Origin of the sequence: Neoroseomonas soli (genome assembly GCF_018129065.1) — a bacterium.
Lineage (GTDB): Bacteria > Pseudomonadota > Alphaproteobacteria > Acetobacterales > Acetobacteraceae > Neoroseomonas > Neoroseomonas soli.
In genome coordinates this window covers 1-17,522 of the sequence record NZ_JAAEDM010000044.1, presented here as the reverse complement: position 1 = coordinate 17,522, position 17,522 = coordinate 1, and the positions used below count along the sequence as shown (strand labels likewise).

Annotated in this window: 20 protein-coding genes and 1 pseudogene; 12 read left to right on the top strand and 9 right to left on the bottom strand. The window is 67.9% G+C overall.

What is annotated here, in order from left to right; all coding sequences use genetic code 11:
• Nucleotides 1-50: 50 nt before the first annotated feature.
• Nucleotides 51-692, bottom strand: a pseudogene (locus tag GXW76_RS15510) (TerC family protein); the annotation flags it as partial.
• 161 nt (nucleotides 693-853) lie between these two features.
• On the opposite strand from GXW76_RS15510, the gene purB reads away from it, so the two are divergent.
• The 7 genes from purB (at nucleotide 854) to purQ (ending at nucleotide 5,495) form a co-directional block, all read left to right on the top strand.
• A complete protein-coding gene (gene purB / locus GXW76_RS15505; RefSeq protein WP_211862993.1) occupies nucleotides 854-2,191 on the top strand; it encodes an adenylosuccinate lyase in 1,338 nt (445 codons plus the stop codon).
• Between the two features lie 94 nt (nucleotides 2,192-2,285).
• Complete coding sequence (locus GXW76_RS15500; RefSeq protein ID WP_211862992.1) at nucleotides 2,286-2,582, top strand: hypothetical protein; 297 nt, start codon at nucleotides 2,286-2,288, stop codon at nucleotides 2,580-2,582.
• Between the two features lie 55 nt (nucleotides 2,583-2,637).
• A complete protein-coding gene (locus GXW76_RS15495; protein WP_211863015.1) occupies nucleotides 2,638-3,399 on the top strand; it encodes an NRDE family protein in 762 nt (253 codons plus the stop codon).
• Between the two features lie 129 nt (nucleotides 3,400-3,528).
• On the top strand, nucleotides 3,529-4,293 hold the full coding sequence (gene purC / locus GXW76_RS15490; RefSeq protein ID WP_211862991.1) for a phosphoribosylaminoimidazolesuccinocarboxamide synthase: 765 nt from the start codon (nucleotides 3,529-3,531) through the stop codon (nucleotides 4,291-4,293).
• Nucleotides 4,290-4,529 carry a phosphoribosylformylglycinamidine synthase subunit PurS gene (purS, locus tag GXW76_RS15485; protein WP_211862990.1) on the top strand — a complete coding sequence of 80 codons (240 nt, stop codon included), beginning with the start codon at nucleotides 4,290-4,292 and terminating at the stop codon, nucleotides 4,527-4,529. The genes purC and purS overlap by 4 nt, the downstream gene beginning before the upstream one ends.
• Nucleotide 4,530: 1 nt before the next feature.
• Entirely contained in the window at nucleotides 4,531-4,758 is a 228-nt protein-coding gene (locus GXW76_RS15480; RefSeq protein ID WP_211862989.1) for a hypothetical protein, read from the top strand.
• A gap of 41 nt (nucleotides 4,759-4,799) precedes the next feature.
• Nucleotides 4,800-5,495 (top strand): phosphoribosylformylglycinamidine synthase subunit PurQ, encoded by a 696-nt coding sequence (purQ, locus tag GXW76_RS15475; protein WP_211862988.1) that lies wholly within the window; start codon nucleotides 4,800-4,802, stop codon nucleotides 5,493-5,495.
• Between the two features lie 37 nt (nucleotides 5,496-5,532).
• Here purQ and GXW76_RS15470 read toward each other — a convergent pair whose 3' ends face one another.
• The 3 genes from GXW76_RS15470 to GXW76_RS15460 form a co-directional block, all read right to left on the bottom strand.
• Complete coding sequence (locus tag GXW76_RS15470) at nucleotides 5,533-6,210, bottom strand: protein-L-isoaspartate(D-aspartate) O-methyltransferase (protein ID WP_211862987.1); 678 nt, start codon at nucleotides 6,208-6,210, stop codon at nucleotides 5,533-5,535.
• Between the two features lie 655 nt (nucleotides 6,211-6,865).
• Nucleotides 6,866-7,909: a serine/threonine-protein kinase gene (locus GXW76_RS15465; protein ID WP_211862986.1), complete on the bottom strand. Its 1,044-nt coding sequence runs from the start codon at nucleotides 7,907-7,909 to the stop codon at nucleotides 6,866-6,868.
• Nucleotides 7,902-8,357, bottom strand: coding sequence for a hypothetical protein (locus GXW76_RS15460; RefSeq protein ID WP_211862985.1), 456 nt, complete (start codon nucleotides 8,355-8,357; stop codon nucleotides 7,902-7,904). The genes GXW76_RS15465 and GXW76_RS15460 overlap by 8 nt, the downstream gene beginning before the upstream one ends.
• 344 nt (nucleotides 8,358-8,701) lie before the next feature.
• Between GXW76_RS15460 and GXW76_RS15455 the strand changes: the two genes are divergently transcribed.
• Genes GXW76_RS15455 through grxD form a run of 4 tightly spaced genes read left to right on the top strand, consistent with a single transcriptional unit; the run spans nucleotide 8,702 to nucleotide 12,147 of the window.
• The gene (locus GXW76_RS15455) at nucleotides 8,702-9,271 is read left to right on the top strand and encodes a transposase (RefSeq protein ID WP_211862984.1); all 570 of its coding nucleotides are present in this window, start codon (nucleotides 8,702-8,704) and stop codon (nucleotides 9,269-9,271) included.
• Between the two features lie 57 nt (nucleotides 9,272-9,328).
• Entirely contained in the window at nucleotides 9,329-11,563 is a 2,235-nt protein-coding gene (gene purL / locus GXW76_RS15450) for a phosphoribosylformylglycinamidine synthase subunit PurL (RefSeq protein WP_211862983.1), read from the top strand.
• The gene (locus GXW76_RS15445) at nucleotides 11,563-11,796 is read left to right on the top strand and encodes a BolA family protein (protein ID WP_211862982.1); all 234 of its coding nucleotides are present in this window, start codon (nucleotides 11,563-11,565) and stop codon (nucleotides 11,794-11,796) included. The genes purL and GXW76_RS15445 overlap by 1 nt, the downstream gene beginning before the upstream one ends.
• Before the next feature lie 12 nt (nucleotides 11,797-11,808).
• Nucleotides 11,809-12,147, top strand: a complete 339-nt coding sequence (gene grxD, locus GXW76_RS15440; protein ID WP_211862981.1) for a Grx4 family monothiol glutaredoxin — start codon at nucleotides 11,809-11,811, stop codon at nucleotides 12,145-12,147.
• Nucleotides 12,148-12,226: 79 nt separating this feature from the next.
• Here grxD and GXW76_RS15435 read toward each other — a convergent pair whose 3' ends face one another.
• The 4 genes from GXW76_RS15435 to GXW76_RS15420 all read right to left on the bottom strand — a co-directional run bounded on the left by GXW76_RS15435 (nucleotide 12,227) and on the right by GXW76_RS15420 (nucleotide 16,113).
• Nucleotides 12,227-12,796: a hypothetical protein gene (locus GXW76_RS15435; RefSeq protein ID WP_211862980.1), complete on the bottom strand. Its 570-nt coding sequence runs from the start codon at nucleotides 12,794-12,796 to the stop codon at nucleotides 12,227-12,229.
• Nucleotides 12,797-12,897: 101 nt separating this feature from the next.
• Nucleotides 12,898-14,694: a DNA helicase RecQ gene (gene recQ, locus GXW76_RS15430; protein ID WP_211862979.1), complete on the bottom strand. Its 1,797-nt coding sequence runs from the start codon at nucleotides 14,692-14,694 to the stop codon at nucleotides 12,898-12,900.
• Nucleotides 14,694-15,098: an OmpA family protein gene (locus GXW76_RS15425; protein WP_338150972.1), complete on the bottom strand. Its 405-nt coding sequence runs from the start codon at nucleotides 15,096-15,098 to the stop codon at nucleotides 14,694-14,696. Before GXW76_RS15425 ends, recQ begins: the two co-directional genes overlap by 1 nt.
• Before the next feature lie 55 nt (nucleotides 15,099-15,153).
• Entirely contained in the window at nucleotides 15,154-16,113 is a 960-nt protein-coding gene (locus GXW76_RS15420) for a radical SAM protein (RefSeq protein WP_211862978.1), read from the bottom strand.
• A gap of 273 nt (nucleotides 16,114-16,386) precedes the next feature.
• On the opposite strand from GXW76_RS15420, the gene GXW76_RS15415 reads away from it, so the two are divergent.
• The gene (locus tag GXW76_RS15415) at nucleotides 16,387-16,713 is read left to right on the top strand and encodes an Hsp20/alpha crystallin family protein (RefSeq protein ID WP_211862977.1); all 327 of its coding nucleotides are present in this window, start codon (nucleotides 16,387-16,389) and stop codon (nucleotides 16,711-16,713) included.
• Between the two features lie 10 nt (nucleotides 16,714-16,723).
• On the opposite strand, the gene GXW76_RS15410 is transcribed toward GXW76_RS15415, so the two are convergent.
• On the bottom strand, nucleotides 16,724-17,522 hold a 799-nt coding region (locus GXW76_RS15410; RefSeq protein ID WP_211862976.1), incomplete at its 5' end, for an amino acid ABC transporter ATP-binding/permease protein.

The window sequence follows — 17,522 nt, the reverse complement described above, 5'->3', positions numbered from 1 at the left end:
ATGGCCGGAACGAGGAAGCCGAGCGGCAGGAAGAGGTAGGCATAGGCCTCCGGCACCGCCTCGGTCACCTGGTGGGTGCCCTCGTAGATCATCTGGAAGGCGACGTAGAGGATGACGAGCAGGCCGATCCAGGCGATCCAGCGGTGCTTGTCGAGCAGCCGCGCGATCAGCGTCGCCGCGACACCCATCAGGACGACGGAGACGGCAAGGCCGACAATCAGGATGTAGGGGTGGTCCTTCGCCGCGCCGGCCACCGCCAGCACGTTGTCGAGGCTCATGGAGATGTCCGCGACCAGGATCTGCGTGATGGCTTGGCCGAGCGTCTTGCGCGGTGCGCCGGGCTCCGTGCCCTGAAGGGCCTCGACGCCTTCGCGCTGCTCCGTCACGTCCGGGTGGTCATGGCCGCCGCCGTCGCGGAGTTCCCGGTACATCTTCCAGCAGACCCAGAGCAGCAGGACGCCGCCAGCGAGGACGATGCCGACGACATTGAGGAGCTGCACGGTGATCGATGCGAAGGCGATACGCATGACCGTTGCGGCGATGATGCCCCAGAAGATGGCCTTCCGGCGCTGGTCGGCCGGCAGGCCCGCGGCCGCCATGCCGACGACGATGGCATTGTCGCCCGCGAGGACCACGTCGATGAACAGCACCATCGCCAGCGGCTGGAGCCATTCGGGCAGCATTTCCAACATCTTTGGAAGGTCCTTGGCAGATTGGGGCCGATCCGAGGCGGCGGAGATAACGTTCTGGACATCTTCCGGCAACCCCGAACGCGGTCCCGGGCCATCACGGCTTGCGCCACGCGGCGCCAGGGGCCAAACCCGCGGCGCCGCCAACCCGGAGACTTTACCGCATGGTCCCGCGCTATTCCCGCCCGCAGATGGAGGCGATCTGGTCGCCCGCCGCGCGCTACCGGATCTGGTTCGAGATCGAGGCCCTGGCCGCCGAGGCGATGGCCGGGCTCGGCACCATCCCGGCCGAGGCCGCCCGCGTCATCCGCGAGAAGGGTGAGCCCCGCGCGGCCGCGATCGGTGACGCCGAGGTCGCGCGCATCGACGAGATCGAGCGCGTCACCCGCCACGACGTCATCGCCTTCCTGACCTTCATGGCCGAGGGGATCGGGCCCGAGGCGCGGTTCATGCACCAGGGCATGACCTCCTCCGACGTGCTGGACACCTGCCTTGCGGTGCAGATGACGCGCGCCGCGGACCTCCTGATCGCCGACGTGGACGCGGTGCTGGCGGCACTGAAGTCGCGGGCGCTGGAGCACCGGCACACCCCGACCGTCGGTCGCAGCCACGGCATCCATGCCGAGCCCACCACCTTCGGCCTGACGCTCGCCGGCCATTACGCGGAATTTGCCCGCGGCCGGGAACGCCTGGTCGCGGCGCGGCGGGAGATCGCGACCTGCGCCATCTCCGGCCCGGTCGGGACCTTCGCGAGCGTCGATCCGCGGGTCGAAGCATTCGTGGCGGAAAAGCTCGGCCTCGCGGTCGAGCCGGTCTCCACCCAGGTGATCCCGCGCGACCGGCACGCCGCCTTCTTCTGCGCGCTGGCCGTGGTGGCGAGCGGCATCGAGCGGCTGGCGACCGAGGTCCGCCACCTCCAGCGCAGCGAGGTGCGCGAAGCCGAGGAGTTCTTCCATCCCGGCCAGAAGGGCTCCTCCGCGATGCCCCACAAGCGCAACCCGGTGCTGAGCGAGAACCTCACCGGGCTCGCCCGCCTGGTGCGCGGCTACGCGACGCCTGCCCTGGAGAACGTCGCCCTCTGGCACGAGCGCGACATCAGCCATTCCAGCGTGGAGCGCGTGATCGCGCCGGATGCGACGATCGCCCTCGACTTTGCCCTGATGCGGCTGGCCGGGATGATGGAGAAGTTGACCATCTATCCGGCGCGGATGCAGGCCAACCTCGACGCCCTGGGCGGCGTGGTGCACAGCCAGAAGGTGCTGCTCGCACTCACCCAGGCCGGCATGAGCCGGGAGGATGCCTACGCCGCCGTCCAGCGCGCGGCGATGGCGACCTGGCAGGCCCTCGGCACCCCGCAGGGCCGGACCTTCCGGGCCAACCTGCTGGAAGATGCCGAGGTGGCAGCCAGGCTGAGTGGCGAGGCCCTCGACGCGGCAATGGACCCGCGGCGGGACTTCGCCCATGTCGATACGATCTTCCGCCGGGTTTTCGGCGAGGCGTGACGATCCGGCCGCGGGGCCAGAGCGTGGCAAGGATTGCCGTGATTCTGCCCCAGGCCCGAGCCATCATGGCTGGAATGTAAGGAGGGCTCGAACCATGCGTACGCTTCGCATGATTGCCATGGGCGCCGCGGTTGCGATCACCGCCATGGCGGTGCCGGGCGGCGAGGCCGTTGCCGGCGACCGCCATTGGCGCGGCCATCCCGGCCGCGGCTGGGGGCCGCCGCCGCGCGCCTACTACTACGCGCCGCCGCCGCCGCGCGTGTATTACGCGCCGCCGCCCGTCTACTACGCTCCGCCGCCGCGCGTGTACTATGCGCCGCCGCCGCCGGTGTACTACGCGCCGCCGGTCTATTACGGCCCGCCCGGCGTCTCGCTGAACTTCCGCTTCTGAGCGGCTCGGGCCGGGCGCCTTGCGCCCGGCGCCGGCCGCCCGCAGCCTGACCGGCATGTGCACCGTCATCGTCCTCCGGCGACCCGGCCATGCCTGGCCTCTCGTCATGGCTGCGAATCGCGACGAACGGCTCGACCGGGCCTGGGACCCGCCCGGCGCCTGGTGGCCCGACCGCCCCGGCGTCGTAGGCGGGCGCGACCGCACTGCGGGTGGGACCTGGATGGCGTTCGGCGCCTCGGGGGTCGTCGCCGCCGCGCTGAACCGGCCCGGCAGCCTGGGGCCTGCGTCGGGGAAGCGCTCCCGCGGGGAACTCCCCCTCCTCGCCGCGACCGCGGCAAGCGCCGCCGCCGCCGCCGCCCGCATCGCTGCCCTGCCCGCCGGCGAATGGCGCCCCTTCAACCTGGTCATCGCCGATTCGGCCGGCGCCTTCTTCCTGCGCGGTCTTGGCACCGGCCAGGCGGACGTCGTGGAACTGCCGGAGGGCGTCTCCATGGTTACCGCCCACGACCCCAATGACCTCAACAGCCCGCGCACCCGGCGTCACCTGCCGCGCTTCCGCGCGGCACCCCCGCCGGAACCCGGCCTCGACGATTGGTCCGGCTGGGCCACCCTGCTCTCGGATGACGGACAGGATCCCGAGACCGGCCTCGCGAGCACGCTGAACGTCCCGCCCGTCGGCGGATTCGGGACCGTCTCGTCGAGCCTCCTTGCCCTTGGGGGTAGCGGCGCCGCGACCTGGCGCTTCTGCGCCGGCCGGCCTGGCACTTCTCCCTTCAGCCCCGTGAGGCTTCCGCTTCCGGCCGCCGCGGCACCCTGACGGCCGAGCCCCGCCGCCACGTCAGCCCTGCGTCCCGGGAGCCTCATGGTCACCCGGCACCGCAGTTGCTATACCGCGGCGGCAACCCGCTTGCCCCCCCGGCCAGGCGGCCACGAGGATTCCTGCGACATGGCGCGACGCCGACAACTCTACGAGGGCAAGGCCAAGATCCTGTTCGAGGGGCCGGAGCCCGGCACGCTCGTCCAGTATTTCAAGGACGACGCTACCGCCTTCAACGCGAAGAAGAAGGGCACCATCACCGGCAAGGGCGTGCTGAACAACCGCATCAGCGAATACCTGATGACGCGGTTGACCGAGATCGGCGTGCCCACCCACTTCATCCGCCGCCTCAACATGCGCGAGCAACTGATCCGCGAGGTCGAGATCATCCCCCTCGAGGTGGTGGTCCGCAATGTCGCGGCCGGCTCGCTCGCCACGCGCCTCGGCATCCCCGAGGGCCAGCGGCTGCCGCGCTCGATCATCGAGTACTATTACAAGAACGACCAGCTCGGTGACCCGATGGTCGCCGAGGAGCACATCACCTGCTTCGGCTGGGCCGCCACCCAGGACCTCGACGACATCGTCGCGCTGACGCTGCGGGTGAACGACTTCCTCACCGGCCTCTTCCTAGGCGTCGGCATCACCCTCGTCGACTTCAAGCTGGAATTCGGCCGGCTGTGGGAGAACGAGGAGATGCGCATCGTCCTCGCCGACGAGATCTCCCCCGACAATTGCCGCCTGTGGGACGCCAAGACCGGCGAGAAGATGGACAAGGACCGCTTCCGCCGCGACCTCGGCAAGGTCGAGGAAGGCTACCAGGAAGTCGCCCGCCGCCTCGGCATCCTGCCCGAGGCTGGCCCGCGCGACATGTCCGGCCCGGAGAGCATGCAGTGAAGGCGCGGGTTTACGTCATGCCCAAGGCCGGCGTCCTCGACCCGCAGGGCAAGGCGATCGGCCACGCGCTCGAGGGCCTCGGCTTCGCCGGCGTCAGCGACGTGCGCGCGGGCAAGGTCATCGAGCTCGACCTGGCCGAGACCGACGCCGCCAAGGCCAAGGCCGCGGCCGAGGACATGGCCCGCAAGCTGCTCGCGAACACGGTGATCGAATCCTTCCGGGTGGAGATCGCCTGACGTGGTGAAGGCCAGCCTCATTGCGATGATGGTCCTCACAGTCCTCATCGCGATGGGGCTGCGCTGGCGGGAGGATCGCCTCGCCGCCACCCAGCGAGGCCCCCGCCTCGGGCTCGTCGAACGCGGCAAGCGCACGGCGAACCGCTGGGTCACCGCCGCGGCGATCGCCGCCGCCGCGACCATGATCGTGCTCGGCGGGATCCACTGGCTCCGCCTTGCCATCGGCTGACCGCTGTCCGACGACCAACGACCCGCCGCAGGGACCACGCCATGAAATCCGCCGTTATCGTCTTCCCGGGCACCAACCGCGAACGCGACATGCGCACTGCGCTGAAGCGCGTGACCGGCCGCGACCCGCTGATGCTCTTCCACCGGGAAGAATTGCCGAAGGATCTCGACCTGGTGGTGCTCGCCGGCGGCTTCTCCTATGGCGACTACCTGCGCTGCGGCGCCATGGCCGCACAGTCCCCCATCATGCGGGACGTGAAGGATTTCGCCGCGAAGGGTGGCCACATCCTCGGCGTCTGCAACGGCTTCCAGATCCTGATCGAGGCCGGCCTGCTGCCCGGCGGCCTGCTGCGCAACGCCTCCCTCCGCTTCCTCTCGATGGACTGCCACATGCGCGTCGAGCGCGCCGGCACGGCATTCACCTCCCGCTGGCAGAAGGGCGCCATCTTCCGCGCCCCCATGGCCCACGGCGACGGCAACTATTTCGCCGACGACGCGACGCTCGACCGCCTGGAAGGCGAAGGCCTCGTCGCCTTCCGCTACACCGACGAGAACGGCACCGTCACCGAGGCCGCCAACCGCAACGGCAGCGCGCGCAACATCGCCGGCATCCTTTCGCCAAACCTGCGGATCTGCGGCCTGATGCCGCACCCGGAAGACCTGGTGGACCCGCTGATGGGCGGGACGGACGGGCTGCCCATGTTCGAGAGCCTGGCAGACGCGTTCGTCGCCGCCTGAAGCGGCGGAGCCACGGGCGCCCGCCGGCCCCCGCCCGTCAGATCACTGTCTCGAGCAGGCCAAAGCGCACGGGGATCGACTCGGTCTTCCCCGGCGCCCCGGCCTCCCGCTTCTCCAGCACGACCAGCCGCTGCTCATCCGGCGGCCCCATGGGCAGGACGATAAGCCCGCCCGGCCGGAGTTGTTCGAGCAGCGCCGGCGGCACCTTCTCCGCGCCCGCCGACATGACGATGCGGTCGAAGGGCGCATGCTCCGCCCAGCCGCGAGCGCCATCGCCGGCGCGGACCGAGACGTTCGCATAGCCAAGCTGCCCTAGCCGCAGTTCGGCCTCGGTCGCGAACTCCTCGACGATCTCGACGGACCAGACCTGCCGCGCCAACTCCGAGAGGATCGCCGCCAGATACCCGAGCCCGGTGCCGATCTCGAGCACCTCATGATCCGGCTCCAGGGCGAGCAGATGCGCCAGCAGCGCGCAGATGAAGGGCTGCGAGATCGTCTTGTCGAAGCCGATCGGCAGCGGCCCATCCTGATAGGCGTGCGGCACCAGCGGCAGCGGCACGAAGAGATGCCGCGGCACCCGCAGCATCGCCTCCATCACGCGCGGGTCGAGGGCGTCGGTGCGGAGTTCGTCGCCCAGCAGATCCACATGGATCGCGATCACCTCCACCATGTGGCGGCGAAGGATCGCGAAATGGCGCTCGTCCATCGGCTTCATGACAGAGGCCCTTCTCAGCCAGCCCCGGCACGGGAGGCGTGACCCTTCGGAGCATCGCTGCGCCCCATGTGGGGAGTGTAGCCCGGTAGGGCGATGGGGGGATGGCCCGCCGATGTTCGAACGCCCGGCGGACGCGCTCGCTTCGGCAAGGGTGCCATGGCCCGGCGAGAGTGCCGCCGGGCGCGGAGGGCGCTTCGCAGGGGCGCTGCCCCTGCACCCCGGCAGGAAACTTAGTTTCCTGCACCTTCGATCTGTCAGTTCGTCCCGCGGACGGGATCGAAGCGCCCAAGGTGGCGACTCCGCGACCATGCCAGACGTCCAGGGCGAGACATGGAACACCGAGAATACGACCGGTTGAACGCACAGCACGTCACCCGTCAGTCTGTAGGGCATAGTGCAAATTGGCACGGGCAAATCACGCCGTTGGGAAGGCAGACGAAACGGTCACCAATTGACACTACTCAGCTCTTAGTGCGGCTCCGGCCACTAATGGAACGAAATTTCATGTAGAAACTGTCGTCGATCGGAGCGGTCATGAATTCCCGCTCTCGCTCGGCGGAGGGGCGTAACTGAGCCAGCTTCTCACCGTCATTTGGACGCGTCACCAGGGACGAACGCTTCACGTACTTACCCGAATTGTTTCCAATCCTCTGCATCAATAGGAAGCCAGGAAGCTCGTGATCTCTTTTTCACTCATCGCAGAAGCGCACCCATCGCTGACGCGTCGAGGATTCCCGCCGTTCACAGATTTGTAGCATGTGGCCTCCCCATCCGCCTTCACCGTCAGCTCATAAGATGTTCCATTTTCGTTCTTGCTCCAGATCCTGGTACCATTAATTTCCGAGAGGCGCCAGTCCAATGTCGTGCCGTCGACCAGCGCCAAAGCGTTGGCACAATCTATTGCTGACTGGAATCGATCATCCGGCTTCAGGGCTAAGCACTTCTTTACAATGTTCCGCAGCTTGGACGGGACATGCGCCGCGAAAGTTTTCCGATCCGGAAATCTGCCGTTGCGAACATCAAATCGAAAGGCATCGCGATCGAAGGACGTCCGCGGACGATATTTCTGGAGTTGCTCGTAGAAAGCATCATTTCCGTTGCACATTCGGTAAAACGTAAGTCCGACTTGGTAGATATCGAAAGTCACGTCAAAATGGTCGCCCCTGGTGGCCTCGGGCGGCGTCATCGGAGTGTAAAGGCGATCTTGCCCAGCGATCCCAGAAAAATTCATCTGCTTCGCTAAACCAAAATCGGATAGAAGGCCTTCTCCCCGGTCTGAGATAAGCACGTTGTCGGGTTTTACATCGAAATGGATGAGTTTTTTCGAGTGAATGTTGTGTAGTCCGGTCAACACGTTACACCCAATAGCCACGACCTCACGCACGGTCATGTGTTTGCCCGTGATCATCTCCTTGACTGAGCCTCTGCGATAATAAGGCATCGCGAGGTATATTGATTCTGCATCCTCGCAAGCATAGTGAATTTGAACGACGTTCGGATGAGCGCTGGCATACAGCGCTTTCGATTCATCGAAGAAATTTTCTGGCGAGGCCAATTCTTTTTTAGCAATTTGCTTAATAACAATTTCAGCATCAAGCTGATGATCACGAGATATATACGTCTTTGAATTTCGTCCGCTCTGGCCAATTTCTTTAACAAGATCAAATGTTAACTGCGCCTTATTGTACGGCTTAAACATTGACTGCTCCCATCGCACAGAGAATGGCCTCGCGCTCCTCTTGGGACATGCCCTTCCAGTTCTCTACACCGTAACTGGTTTTACCCTCGACAAGAGGCTTGAATTCGTTTCTTTCGATTCCCACGCGGGCAGAAATCGAAGAAATCTGCCCGACATAGTATGCCTTCAATTCGCTACTTGCGAATGCTTCTTGAATTACACCTTCGATCTGAATTCGTTCGACGCTTGGATTCCGGGCAAAGGGTTCGGTCACGCGGACACCCGCTTTTTCGATTTTGAATTCGCGCAAGACGTCTAGAAGGTTGCTTCGCAAGTACTTCAAGCGATCTGGGATCGAGAAGGCCGCCGGTATCCTGATTTGCTCGACGTTTACCACCTCCTTCTTGGCGAAATCATAGACTGCGAACGTCACGACCGACGGAGCAGCTCTGATGCCTATCGTGATCAACTTATCCCCCCCAACAATTAACGTACATAATGAATGCGCAAACTCTTTCTCTGGCCAAACTCGCTGAAATTTATGAAAAATGACACATATGATGGTGCTATATTATCGTTAAATTTCCGCGAAGAGAGCTCTAATAAGATTTTAGTTGTGTGTTTTTTCTTACCGGTCGATTGAGGAAAAAATTCCGCCGCAACCGAGGCATCCGGCGGTACATTTGGCCGCCAGACTCGATCTTGGGGTTGAACCGGGGTGGCACTTAGTGGGTTTTGCCACACGGACGAACCGCGCAACAAGGCAAAAACGGAATTTTTTCCTATTTTATTACTACATGCTAGCCATTCGTAATGCGCTGCACCCCTCTCACCCCCACCCAGTTCCACGCCCTCCTCCCCTACATCCTCCCCCGATCCCCCGCCGGCCGCAAGATCGGTGACCTCCGCACCCGCATGAACGCCATATTCCACCTCGCCTCCACCACCCTTCCCTGGCGCTGCCTCCCGCCCGAACACGGCAAGCCCGACACCGTCTCCCGCTACTTCCGCCGCCTCACCCATGCCGGCCTGTGGGAAAAGCTTCTCGAAGCCATCAAGGACGCTGGTCCTAACCACCCGCTCCGAGAGATCGCCCCCCGCATCTTCCGCGCCTGCCGCCGCGCCATCCGGCTCCGAGGGCTGAAATTCATCGCCCTCATCCGCCGCCTCGGCTTCCTCCAGGCCCTGAATGGCCCGCCCTCGAAGGTCCCGGACCCCGATTTGTCCGAAAACCTGCGGCGCAACCTCCGCCTGCCCCCGCCCCCGCGCGCCACGGCGGCACACGGCCCCTACACCGCCCTCCTGCGCACCCTCCGCCACCTCCACCGAAGGGCCGGCGGCATCAAGCACATCCCCCGCGCCCTGCGTCTCGGCTGGTCATGATCAGACCTGCGGCGAACCCTCTGGACAGCGGCGCGCGGCGTGCCGACAAGGCACTCCATGACCGCCGCCGCCCCGCAGACCGCCCCCGTCTCGCTCGACCCCGCCCGCGCCGCCCAGCTCGCCGCCGAATTCGGCCTGAAGCCGGACGAGTACGACCGCTGCCTCGCCATCCTCGGCCGCACGCCCTCGTTGACCGAGCTCGGCGTGTTCAGCGTGATGTGGTCGGAACACTGCTCCTACAAATCCTCCCGCGTCTGGCTGAAGGAACTGCCCACCAAGGCCCCCTGGGTCATCCAGGGCCCGGGGGAGAATGCCGGCGTCATCGCCATCGGGGATGGCCTGGCCGCCGTCTTCAAGATGGAGAGCCACAACCACCCCTCCTACATCGAGCCCTACAACGGCGCGGCGACGGGCGTGGGCGGCATCCTGCGCGATGTCTTCACCATGGGCGCGCGGCCCATCGCCAACCTCAATGCGCTGCGCTTCGGCGCCCCCGACGCGCCGCGGATGAAGCAGATCATCGACGGCGTGGTCCGCGGGATCGGCGGCTACGGCAACTGCGTCGGCGTGCCCACGGTGGGTGGCGAGGTCAACTTCCACCCCGCCTACAACGGCAACCCCCTGGTCAATGCCATGACGGTCGGCATCGCGCGCGCGGACCGCATCTTCACCGCCGCCGCCACCGGCACGGGCAATCCGGTCGTCTATGTCGGCTCCAAGACCGGCCGCGACGGCATCCACGGCGCGACCATGGCGAGCACGGAGTTCAGCGCCGACAGCGAGGAAAAGCGCCCCACCGTCCAGATCGGCGACCCCTTCGCCGAGAAGCTGCTGATCGAAGCCTGCATGGAACTGATGGCCACGGACGCCATCGTCGCCATCCAGGACATGGGCGCCGCGGGCCTGACCAGTTCCAGCGTCGAGATGGCCGGCAAGGGCGGCATGGGCATCGACCTCGTGCTGGACAGCGTCCCCCAACGAGAGACGGGGATGACCGCCTACGAGATGATGCTCTCCGAAAGCCAGGAACGCATGCTGATGATCCTCAAGCCCGGCCGCGAGGCCGAGGCCGAGGCGATCTTCCGCAAGTGGGAACTGGACTTCGCGGTGATCGGCCGCCTCACCGACACCGGCCGCATCGTCATCCGCCACAGGGGCGCGGTGGAAGCCGACATCCCCCTCGCCCCGCTGGAATCGGAAGCCCCGCTCTACCGCCGTCCGACCGAGGAAACCCCGAAGCAGCCCGTCCTCGACCCTGCTTCGATCGCCAATCCCACCAGCATCGAGGATGCGCTGCTGAAGCTGGTCGCGACGCCGGACCTCTGCTCCCGTCGCTGGATCTGGGACCAGTACGACAGCCTGGTGAACGGCCAGACGGTGAAGCGCCCCGGCGCCGCAGACGCCGCCATCGTCAGGATCGAGGACCACGCCCGCGCGCTGGCCATGACCACGGACTGCACGCCCCGCTACGTCCTCGCGGACCCCGAGGAAGGCGGCAAGCAGGCAGTCGCCGAGGCCTGGCGCAACATCACCGCGACCGGCGCCCTGCCGCTCGCCATCACCGACAACATGAACTTCGGCAGCCCCGAGAAGCCGCGGATCATGGGCCAGTTCGCTGCCGCCGTGCGCGGCATGGCCGCCGCCTGCACCGCGCTCGATTTCCCGGTCGTGAGCGGCAATGTCTCCCTCTACAACGAGACGGAAGGCCGCGCGATCCTGCCCACCCCGGCGATCGGCGGCGTCGGTGTGCTGGACGATGCGGCGGACGCCATCGGCCTCGGCATGCCCCACGGCGCCGAACTGGTCCTGATCGGGAAGACGGATGGTTGGCTCGGCCAGTCCCTCTGGCTGCGGGAGATCGCCGGCCGCGAGGAAGGCGCCCCGCCCCCGGTGGACCTCGCCGCCGAGCGTCGCAACGGCGACTTCGTCCGCGCGCAGATCCTCGGCGGCGCCGTGCTGGCCTGCCACGATTGCGCCGATGGCGGCCTGCTGGTGACGGTGGCCGAGATGGCGATGGAAACCGGCGTGGGCGCCACACTTGGCGCCGCCCCCCCCGGCGTGCCCGAGCACGCCTTCTGGTTCGGTGAGGATCAGTCCCGCTACGCCGTCGCGGTGAAGGATGCCGATGGCTTCGTGGCCGCAGCACAGGCCGCGGGCGTGCCGGCGATGCGCCTCGGCCGTTCCGGCGGCGGGGACTTGGTTCTGCCCGCTGGCCGTTCCATATCGGTGCATGCGCTGCGGGACGCCAACGAGGCGACCCTTCCCGCGCTGATGGAAGGGAGGAAGGCCTAATGGCGATGCAACCCGCGGAGATCGAGGCGCTGATCAAGGCAGCGCTCCCCGATGCCGAGGTGACCATCGAGGATCTCGCCGGCGACGGCGATCACTATGCAGCCAAGGTCGTCTCCGAAAGCTTCCGCGGCATCTCCCGCGTGAAGCAGCACCAGATCGTCTACGCTGCCCTCCAGGGACGCATGGGGGGCGTGCTGCACGCCCTCGCTCTCCAGACCTCTGCTCCGGAATAGGACCCCGACCCGATGTCCAACCCGACTTTCGACCGCATCCAGGCCGACCTCACGGAAAACCCCGTGGTGCTGTTCATGAAGGGAACGCCGGTCTTCCCGCAGTGCGGCTTCTCCGCCCGCGTGGTGCAGATCCTTTCCCACATGGGCGTGCCCTTCAAGGGCGTGAACGTGCTCGAGGACATGGAGATCCGCGAGGGCATCAAGGCCTTCACCAACTGGCCGACCATCCCCCAGCTCTACGTGAAGGGCGAGTTCGTCGGCGGCTGCGACATCGTGATGGAGATGTTCCAGTCCGGTGAGCTGGCCAACCTGCTCAACGAGAAGGGCGTCCCGCACAAGGCCGAGGCCTGAGGGACAGTCGGGACCGTGCCACTCGGCGCGGTCCCGGCCCTTCGCGCGGCGGTGTCCGGAACGCGGCGCCCGCCCTTGTTCAGCGCCCGCTCAGCCGCGCGACGTTGATCGCCCGCGCATAGGCCATCTTCGCTTCCGGCGGCGCATCGCCCTGCACCTGCACCAGGATGCGGTTGTCCACCAGCATCTGGATGTTGCCGTCATTCGACTGGATGGCGCGCTGCTCGCCGATGCGCACCAGTCGTCCCATCGCCCCGGCCAGCATCGGGTTCGCCATGACCGCGGCGAGCTGGGCGATCAGCGGATTGTCGCTCATCACCTGGATCTCGACCATCTGGTCCTGCGCATTCCGGTAGGACCGGGAGGCCGTCGAGCCCCCGAAGAGCCCCGTCATCCCGGAGGTGTTGGAGGTAGCCTCCTCCGCCGTCCAGCCCGGCAGGGCATTCGGCAGCGCCGCCGCCAGCGCCGCCGCGGCGCGCTGGGCGAGCAGTTGCAGCGCCTCCTGCAGCGCCGTCTGCGCGTCCTGCACCTTGCCGCCCTGATACGCGCGCTGCGCCGCGGCGATGGCGTCGGAGACATCGTCCGCGCGGGCAGGCGCAGCAGCCATGGCGGTGATCAGCGTGGCGGCAAGCAATATCGAGCGGCGCATGTCGGCATTCCCTCAGCGTGATGATGCAGCATAGCGGCCGGTCCGCGACACCGGCGATGCAATACATCACACCGCATGGATCGCGGCACGCCGCCGCGCGGTCACGCCTCCTCGCGGAGGATCCGCAGGATGTCGGCGCCGTAGCGCTCCACGCGGGAACGGCCCATGCCGGGGACCTCCAGCAGGTCGTCCTCGGTCGCCGGCCGCCGTGACGCGATGCCGGCGAGCGTCCTGTCATCCGCCACCACATAGGCCGGCACCGACTGGGCCTGCGCGACGCCCCGGCGCCACAGGCGCAAAGCCTCGAACAGCGGATCCCCGGAACCGACAGGCGCGGCGGCGGTGGCGGCGCGGCGCGGGCCAGGCTGAACGGCATCCTGGCGCAGCATCACCGGCTCGGTGCCGCGCAATACCGGCCGTGCCGCCTCGGTCGCGACCAACTCGCCGTGGTTCTCCACCGCGACGTCGAGCGCGCCGCGCGCCACCAGTTGACGCGCCACGCCGCGCCAGACGCTGTCGGAGATGTCCTTGCCCACGCCGAAGGTCGGCAGGCGGTCATGTGCGAACTGCGCCACCTTGTCCGTCAGCCGCCCGCGCAGCACGTCGACCACGTGCCCCAGGCCGAACCGCTGCCCGGTGCGCACCACGGCCGAGAGAAGCTTCTGCGCCGCCACCGTCCCGTCGAACATCCGCGGCGGCGTGCGGCACACGTCGCAGGCGCCGCATTCGGCGGCCGCCGGCTCCTCGCCGAAGCAGCGCAACAGCAGGGCGCGGCGGCAGGAAGCGGCCTCGGCGATAGCGATCATCGCGTCCAGGCGCGACCGCTCGACGCGCTTCTGCTCGTCGGAGGCCGGGCTCTCGGCGATGCGGTGGCGGGCCAACGCCATGTCACCGGCGCCATAGAGCAGCAGCGCACGCGCGGGCAGCCCGTCGCGCCCGGCGCGGCCGATCTCCTGGTACCAGCTCTCGGGGCTGCGCGGCAGGTCGAGATGGGCGACCCAGCGCACATCGGGCCGGTCGATGCCCATGCCGAAGGCGATGGTCGCGGCCATGATGACGTTGTCGCCACGGGCGAAGCGGCGATGCGCCTCCCGCTTCGCGCCGGCATCCATGCCGGCATGGAAGGCGAGCGCGTCGTGCCCGTCGGCGCACAGCCATTGGGCGGTGCTCTCGGTCCTGGCGCGACTGCCGCAGTAGACGATGCCGCAGCCACCGGCCTCGCGGATCAGCCCGCGCAGCTGGGACCGCTCGCTTTCGCGCGGCGCGGCGGAGATGAAGATGTTCGGCCGGTCGAAGGAGGCGCGGAAGACCGGCGCCTCGGTCAGCCCGAGCTGGACGCGGATGTCCTCCACGGTGCGCGGGTCGGCGGTCGCGGTCAGCGCGAGGCGCGGCACGCCGGGGAAACGTTCGCCCAGCACACCGAGGCCGCGGTACTCCGGCCGGAAATGGTGCCCCCACTGGCTGACGCAATGTGCCTCGTCGACCGCGAAGAGGGCGATCGGAAGTTCGTCCAGCCGCGCCAGCGTCCCGTCCAGCGTCAGCCGTTCCGGGGAGACGTAGAGCAGTTTCAGCCGGCCGCCATGCAGGTCGCGCAACACGGCGCGCGCCTCCTCCGGCGGCAGGTCGGAATGCAGGGCCGCCGCGGCCACGCCCTGCTGGCGCAGCGCCGCGACCTGGTCCTCCATCAGCGCGATCAGCGGAGAGACGACGATCCCGATGCCGGGCCGGCACAGCGCCGGAACCTGGAAGCAGAGGCTCTTGCCCCCGCCCGTCGGCATGAGCACCAGGCCCGAGCCACCGTCGGTAGCGTGGCGGACGATCTCCTCCTGCCGCCCGCGGAACTCCTCATGGCCGAAGACGCGGCGAAGGACCTCCCTCGGGTCCTCCGGGGTGCGCATCAACTGCCGATTCGGATCTCGACGCGGCGGCTTTCCGTCGGCACCGCCTCGAAGGGCACTGGGCCGCGCGGGACGATGCGGACGCGCTCGCGTGCCACGCCGTTCTGCGCCAAGAGGTCCGCCACGTGCTGCGCGCGGGCTTCCGACAGCGCGCGGTTGTAGGCGGCGCCGCCCGCCGGACCGGCGAAGCCGAGGACGGTGACCGGCCCCGTGCCGCCACGGGCGACCTGGGCCGCGCGGCGCACGACATCCGTCGCTTCGCTGTCCAGCCTGGCCGAATCCTCGGTGAAGAAGACGGTGATGGACGGCGGCGCGGAGGCTGGAGTGGTGCAGGCCGCTGCCAGAACGGCAGGCAGGGCGGCGATCAGGTGGCGGCGGCGCATCTGGACGACTCCGAGGCTCACGGTTGCCCCTTGGTCGCGCGAAGCCGCTCCCTTAGTCAATCATCCCGCAGCGCCCTCAGCGCGAACAGGCCGCCCCGCCGAGGACGCAGAACGTCGCGCAATGGGGATGGTTCAGCGCGACCGGCCGCGACGCCTCGGCCAGCGTCGCACCGAGTTCGAAACGCGGATCATAGGCGAGGAGCGTGCAGGCGAGCACCGCGGGCCTTTCGGCGCCGCGCCGCTTCACCACCATGCGGGCCGACGCGCACATCAGGCTGTCGGGCGACTTGCCCAGGATGCCCCAGCAGGCCTCCGTGATCTCAGGCACGTCGGTCGCGGCGTCCATCTCCGGGAAGAGCATGAGCGCGACAGGGTCCGACGCATCGACCGGGATGCGATGGGCGGAAAAGAGCGCGGCGTAGCCCTGGCGCATCGCGGCGTCGTCGCCACCACCGAACGCTGCCCGGCCGGCGACATGAATGCGGAAATCGTGGCGGGCGAGCCAGACCAGCCCCTCCAGCGTCTTCGCGAAACTGCCCTCCCCGCGCTCGAGGTCGTGCATCGCCGCCTCATGATGGTCGAGCGAGACCCGCATCGTCAGCCGATCGCCGAATTCCTCGCGCAGTGCCAGCAGCGCCCCTGCGTGGTTCATCATCGGCTTCATCGCATTGGTCAGCACCAGTGCGGACAGGCCGCGGCCCAGCACGTCCCGCAGCATTTCCGGCAATTCGCGGTTCAGGAAGGGCTCGCCGCCGGTGAAGCCGACCTCCCGAAGCGGCGCGCCGAGCGATGCGGCCTCGTCCAGGAAGGCGCGGATTTCGGCCGCGGAAATGTAGGCGAGCGCGTCGTTCTTCGGGCTGCTCTCGATATAGCAGTTGCGGCAGGCGATGTTGCAGAGCGTTCCGGTGTTCACCCACAAGGTCTGCAACCCCCTGAGCGCCACCGTCGCACGGCGTTCCCCCTTGGCTGTGGTGACCGGGTCGCGGAACTTCGCGGGGTCGAGCGGCCTCGGTGGCGCCAGAACCTGCCGGCTCATCGGTCCGATCCCTCGCGCGCCTGCGGGATTGATCCAAGACAAGAACCGCGCCCGTCGCCTGCCCTAGATGCCTTTTGTCCGGCCTGGCCGGGTGGTGTCCCGCCGGGCCGTTTCGCAAGGAGGGAAATCGTCATGGTCTCGCGTGTTCCAATGCCGCGTCCGGAGTCTTCGTCCGATCTCTTCGGGACGTTACAGCGCGAGGTGAATCGGGTCTTCGACCAAATGTTCCGGGGCGGGCCTGCGCCCCTGGCCGGCTTCGCGCCGTCGGTCGAGATGAAGGAAACCGACGACGGCCTGACCGTCACCGTCGAACTCCCGGGGCTCGAGGAAAAGGACGTCGAGGTTTCGCTGGAAGGCGATACGCTGACGCTCTCGGGCGAGAAGCGGCAGGAGACCACCGAGGAAAAGGCGGGGATGCACATCTCCGAGCGCTCCTACGGCAGCTTCAGCCGCACCATCCCGTTGCCCTGGGCGGCCGACCCGGCACAGGCGACCGCCGCCTTCGACAAGGGCGTCCTGACGGTGACGCTGAAACGCCCGCCGGAGGCAAAGGCCAGGACCAACCGCATCCCGATCGGCGGCGCCAAGCCGGCGCCCTGACGGGCGGGCCTCAGCCGGCGGCGGGGATCGCCCGCCCGCCGGCGAGGCGGAGGATCCGGGTCGGCCGCTCCACGCCGATCAGGTGGTGCAGGATCAGGATGACGCTGCGTCCCGCGGTGGCCTCGTCGAGCGTCTGCAGGAAAGCGCGCTCGGTATCGGCATCGAGGCCGGCGGCGGGCTCGTCCAGGATCACGACGGCGGCTGGCGAGAGCAGCGTGCGCGCCAGCGCGAGGCGACGTGCCTGCCCCCCCGAGAAGCGTATTCCCGCCTCGCCGCACATCGTCTCCAGCCCCTCGGGCAGCGAGCGCACGACATCGCCGATCTGCGCCCGGTCAAGCGCCCGCCAGAGTTCGGCATCCGTCGCCCCCGGCTCGGCGAGGCGGAGATTGGCGGCGATCGTGTCGTCGAACAGCCGGGCATCCTGGGTCAGCCAGGTGACCCGCCGGCGCAGGTCCGCAGCCGACAGGGAGACGATGTCCACGCCCCCGAGCGTGATGCGCCCATCCTGCGGCGCGGCGAACTTCAGCAGCAATGCGGCGAGCGTCGATTTGCCCGTCCCGGATGGGCCGAGCAGCGCGATGCGCCCGCCCTCGGGGACCTCCAGGTCAAGACCATCGAAGACCGGCGGCCGGTCCGGCGCCCAGGCGAAGCGAAGGCCGGAAACGCGCAGGGAATGGCCAGAGGGCAGTGCCGCCGGAGCGTCCGGCTCAGGCACGGGCTCCTTCGCATCCGCGGTCTCGAAGAGCCGGCGCGCACCCGCCGCGGCGGCGGCCAGCGCGGCGCCGGCGCGCGGCATCAGCCCCAGCGCC

Coding starts and splice junctions, on each gene's coding strand:
- purB (WP_211862993.1), top strand. CDS start 854: ATGGTCCCGCGCTATTCCCGCCCGCAGATGGAGGCGATCTGGTCGCCC.
- GXW76_RS15500 (WP_211862992.1), top strand. CDS start 2,286: ATGCGTACGCTTCGCATGATTGCCATGGGCGCCGCGGTTGCGATCACC.
- GXW76_RS15495 (WP_211863015.1), top strand. CDS start 2,638: ATGTGCACCGTCATCGTCCTCCGGCGACCCGGCCATGCCTGGCCTCTC.
- purC (WP_211862991.1), top strand. CDS start 3,529: ATGGCGCGACGCCGACAACTCTACGAGGGCAAGGCCAAGATCCTGTTC.
- purQ (WP_211862988.1), top strand. CDS start 4,800: ATGAAATCCGCCGTTATCGTCTTCCCGGGCACCAACCGCGAACGCGAC.
- GXW76_RS15470 (WP_211862987.1), bottom strand. CDS start 6,210: ATGAAGCCGATGGACGAGCGCCATTTCGCGATCCTTCGCCGCCACATG.
- GXW76_RS15465 (WP_211862986.1), bottom strand. CDS start 7,909: ATGTTTAAGCCGTACAATAAGGCGCAGTTAACATTTGATCTTGTTAAA.
- GXW76_RS15455 (WP_211862984.1), top strand. CDS start 8,702: ATGCGCTGCACCCCTCTCACCCCCACCCAGTTCCACGCCCTCCTCCCC.
- purL (WP_211862983.1), top strand. CDS start 9,329: ATGACCGCCGCCGCCCCGCAGACCGCCCCCGTCTCGCTCGACCCCGCC.
- GXW76_RS15445 (WP_211862982.1), top strand. CDS start 11,563: ATGGCGATGCAACCCGCGGAGATCGAGGCGCTGATCAAGGCAGCGCTC.
- grxD (WP_211862981.1), top strand. CDS start 11,809: ATGTCCAACCCGACTTTCGACCGCATCCAGGCCGACCTCACGGAAAAC.
- GXW76_RS15435 (WP_211862980.1), bottom strand. CDS start 12,796: ATGCGCCGCTCGATATTGCTTGCCGCCACGCTGATCACCGCCATGGCT.
- recQ (WP_211862979.1), bottom strand. CDS start 14,694: ATGCGCACCCCGGAGGACCCGAGGGAGGTCCTTCGCCGCGTCTTCGGC.
- GXW76_RS15420 (WP_211862978.1), bottom strand. CDS start 16,113: ATGAGCCGGCAGGTTCTGGCGCCACCGAGGCCGCTCGACCCCGCGAAG.
- GXW76_RS15415 (WP_211862977.1), top strand. CDS start 16,387: ATGAAGGAAACCGACGACGGCCTGACCGTCACCGTCGAACTCCCGGGG.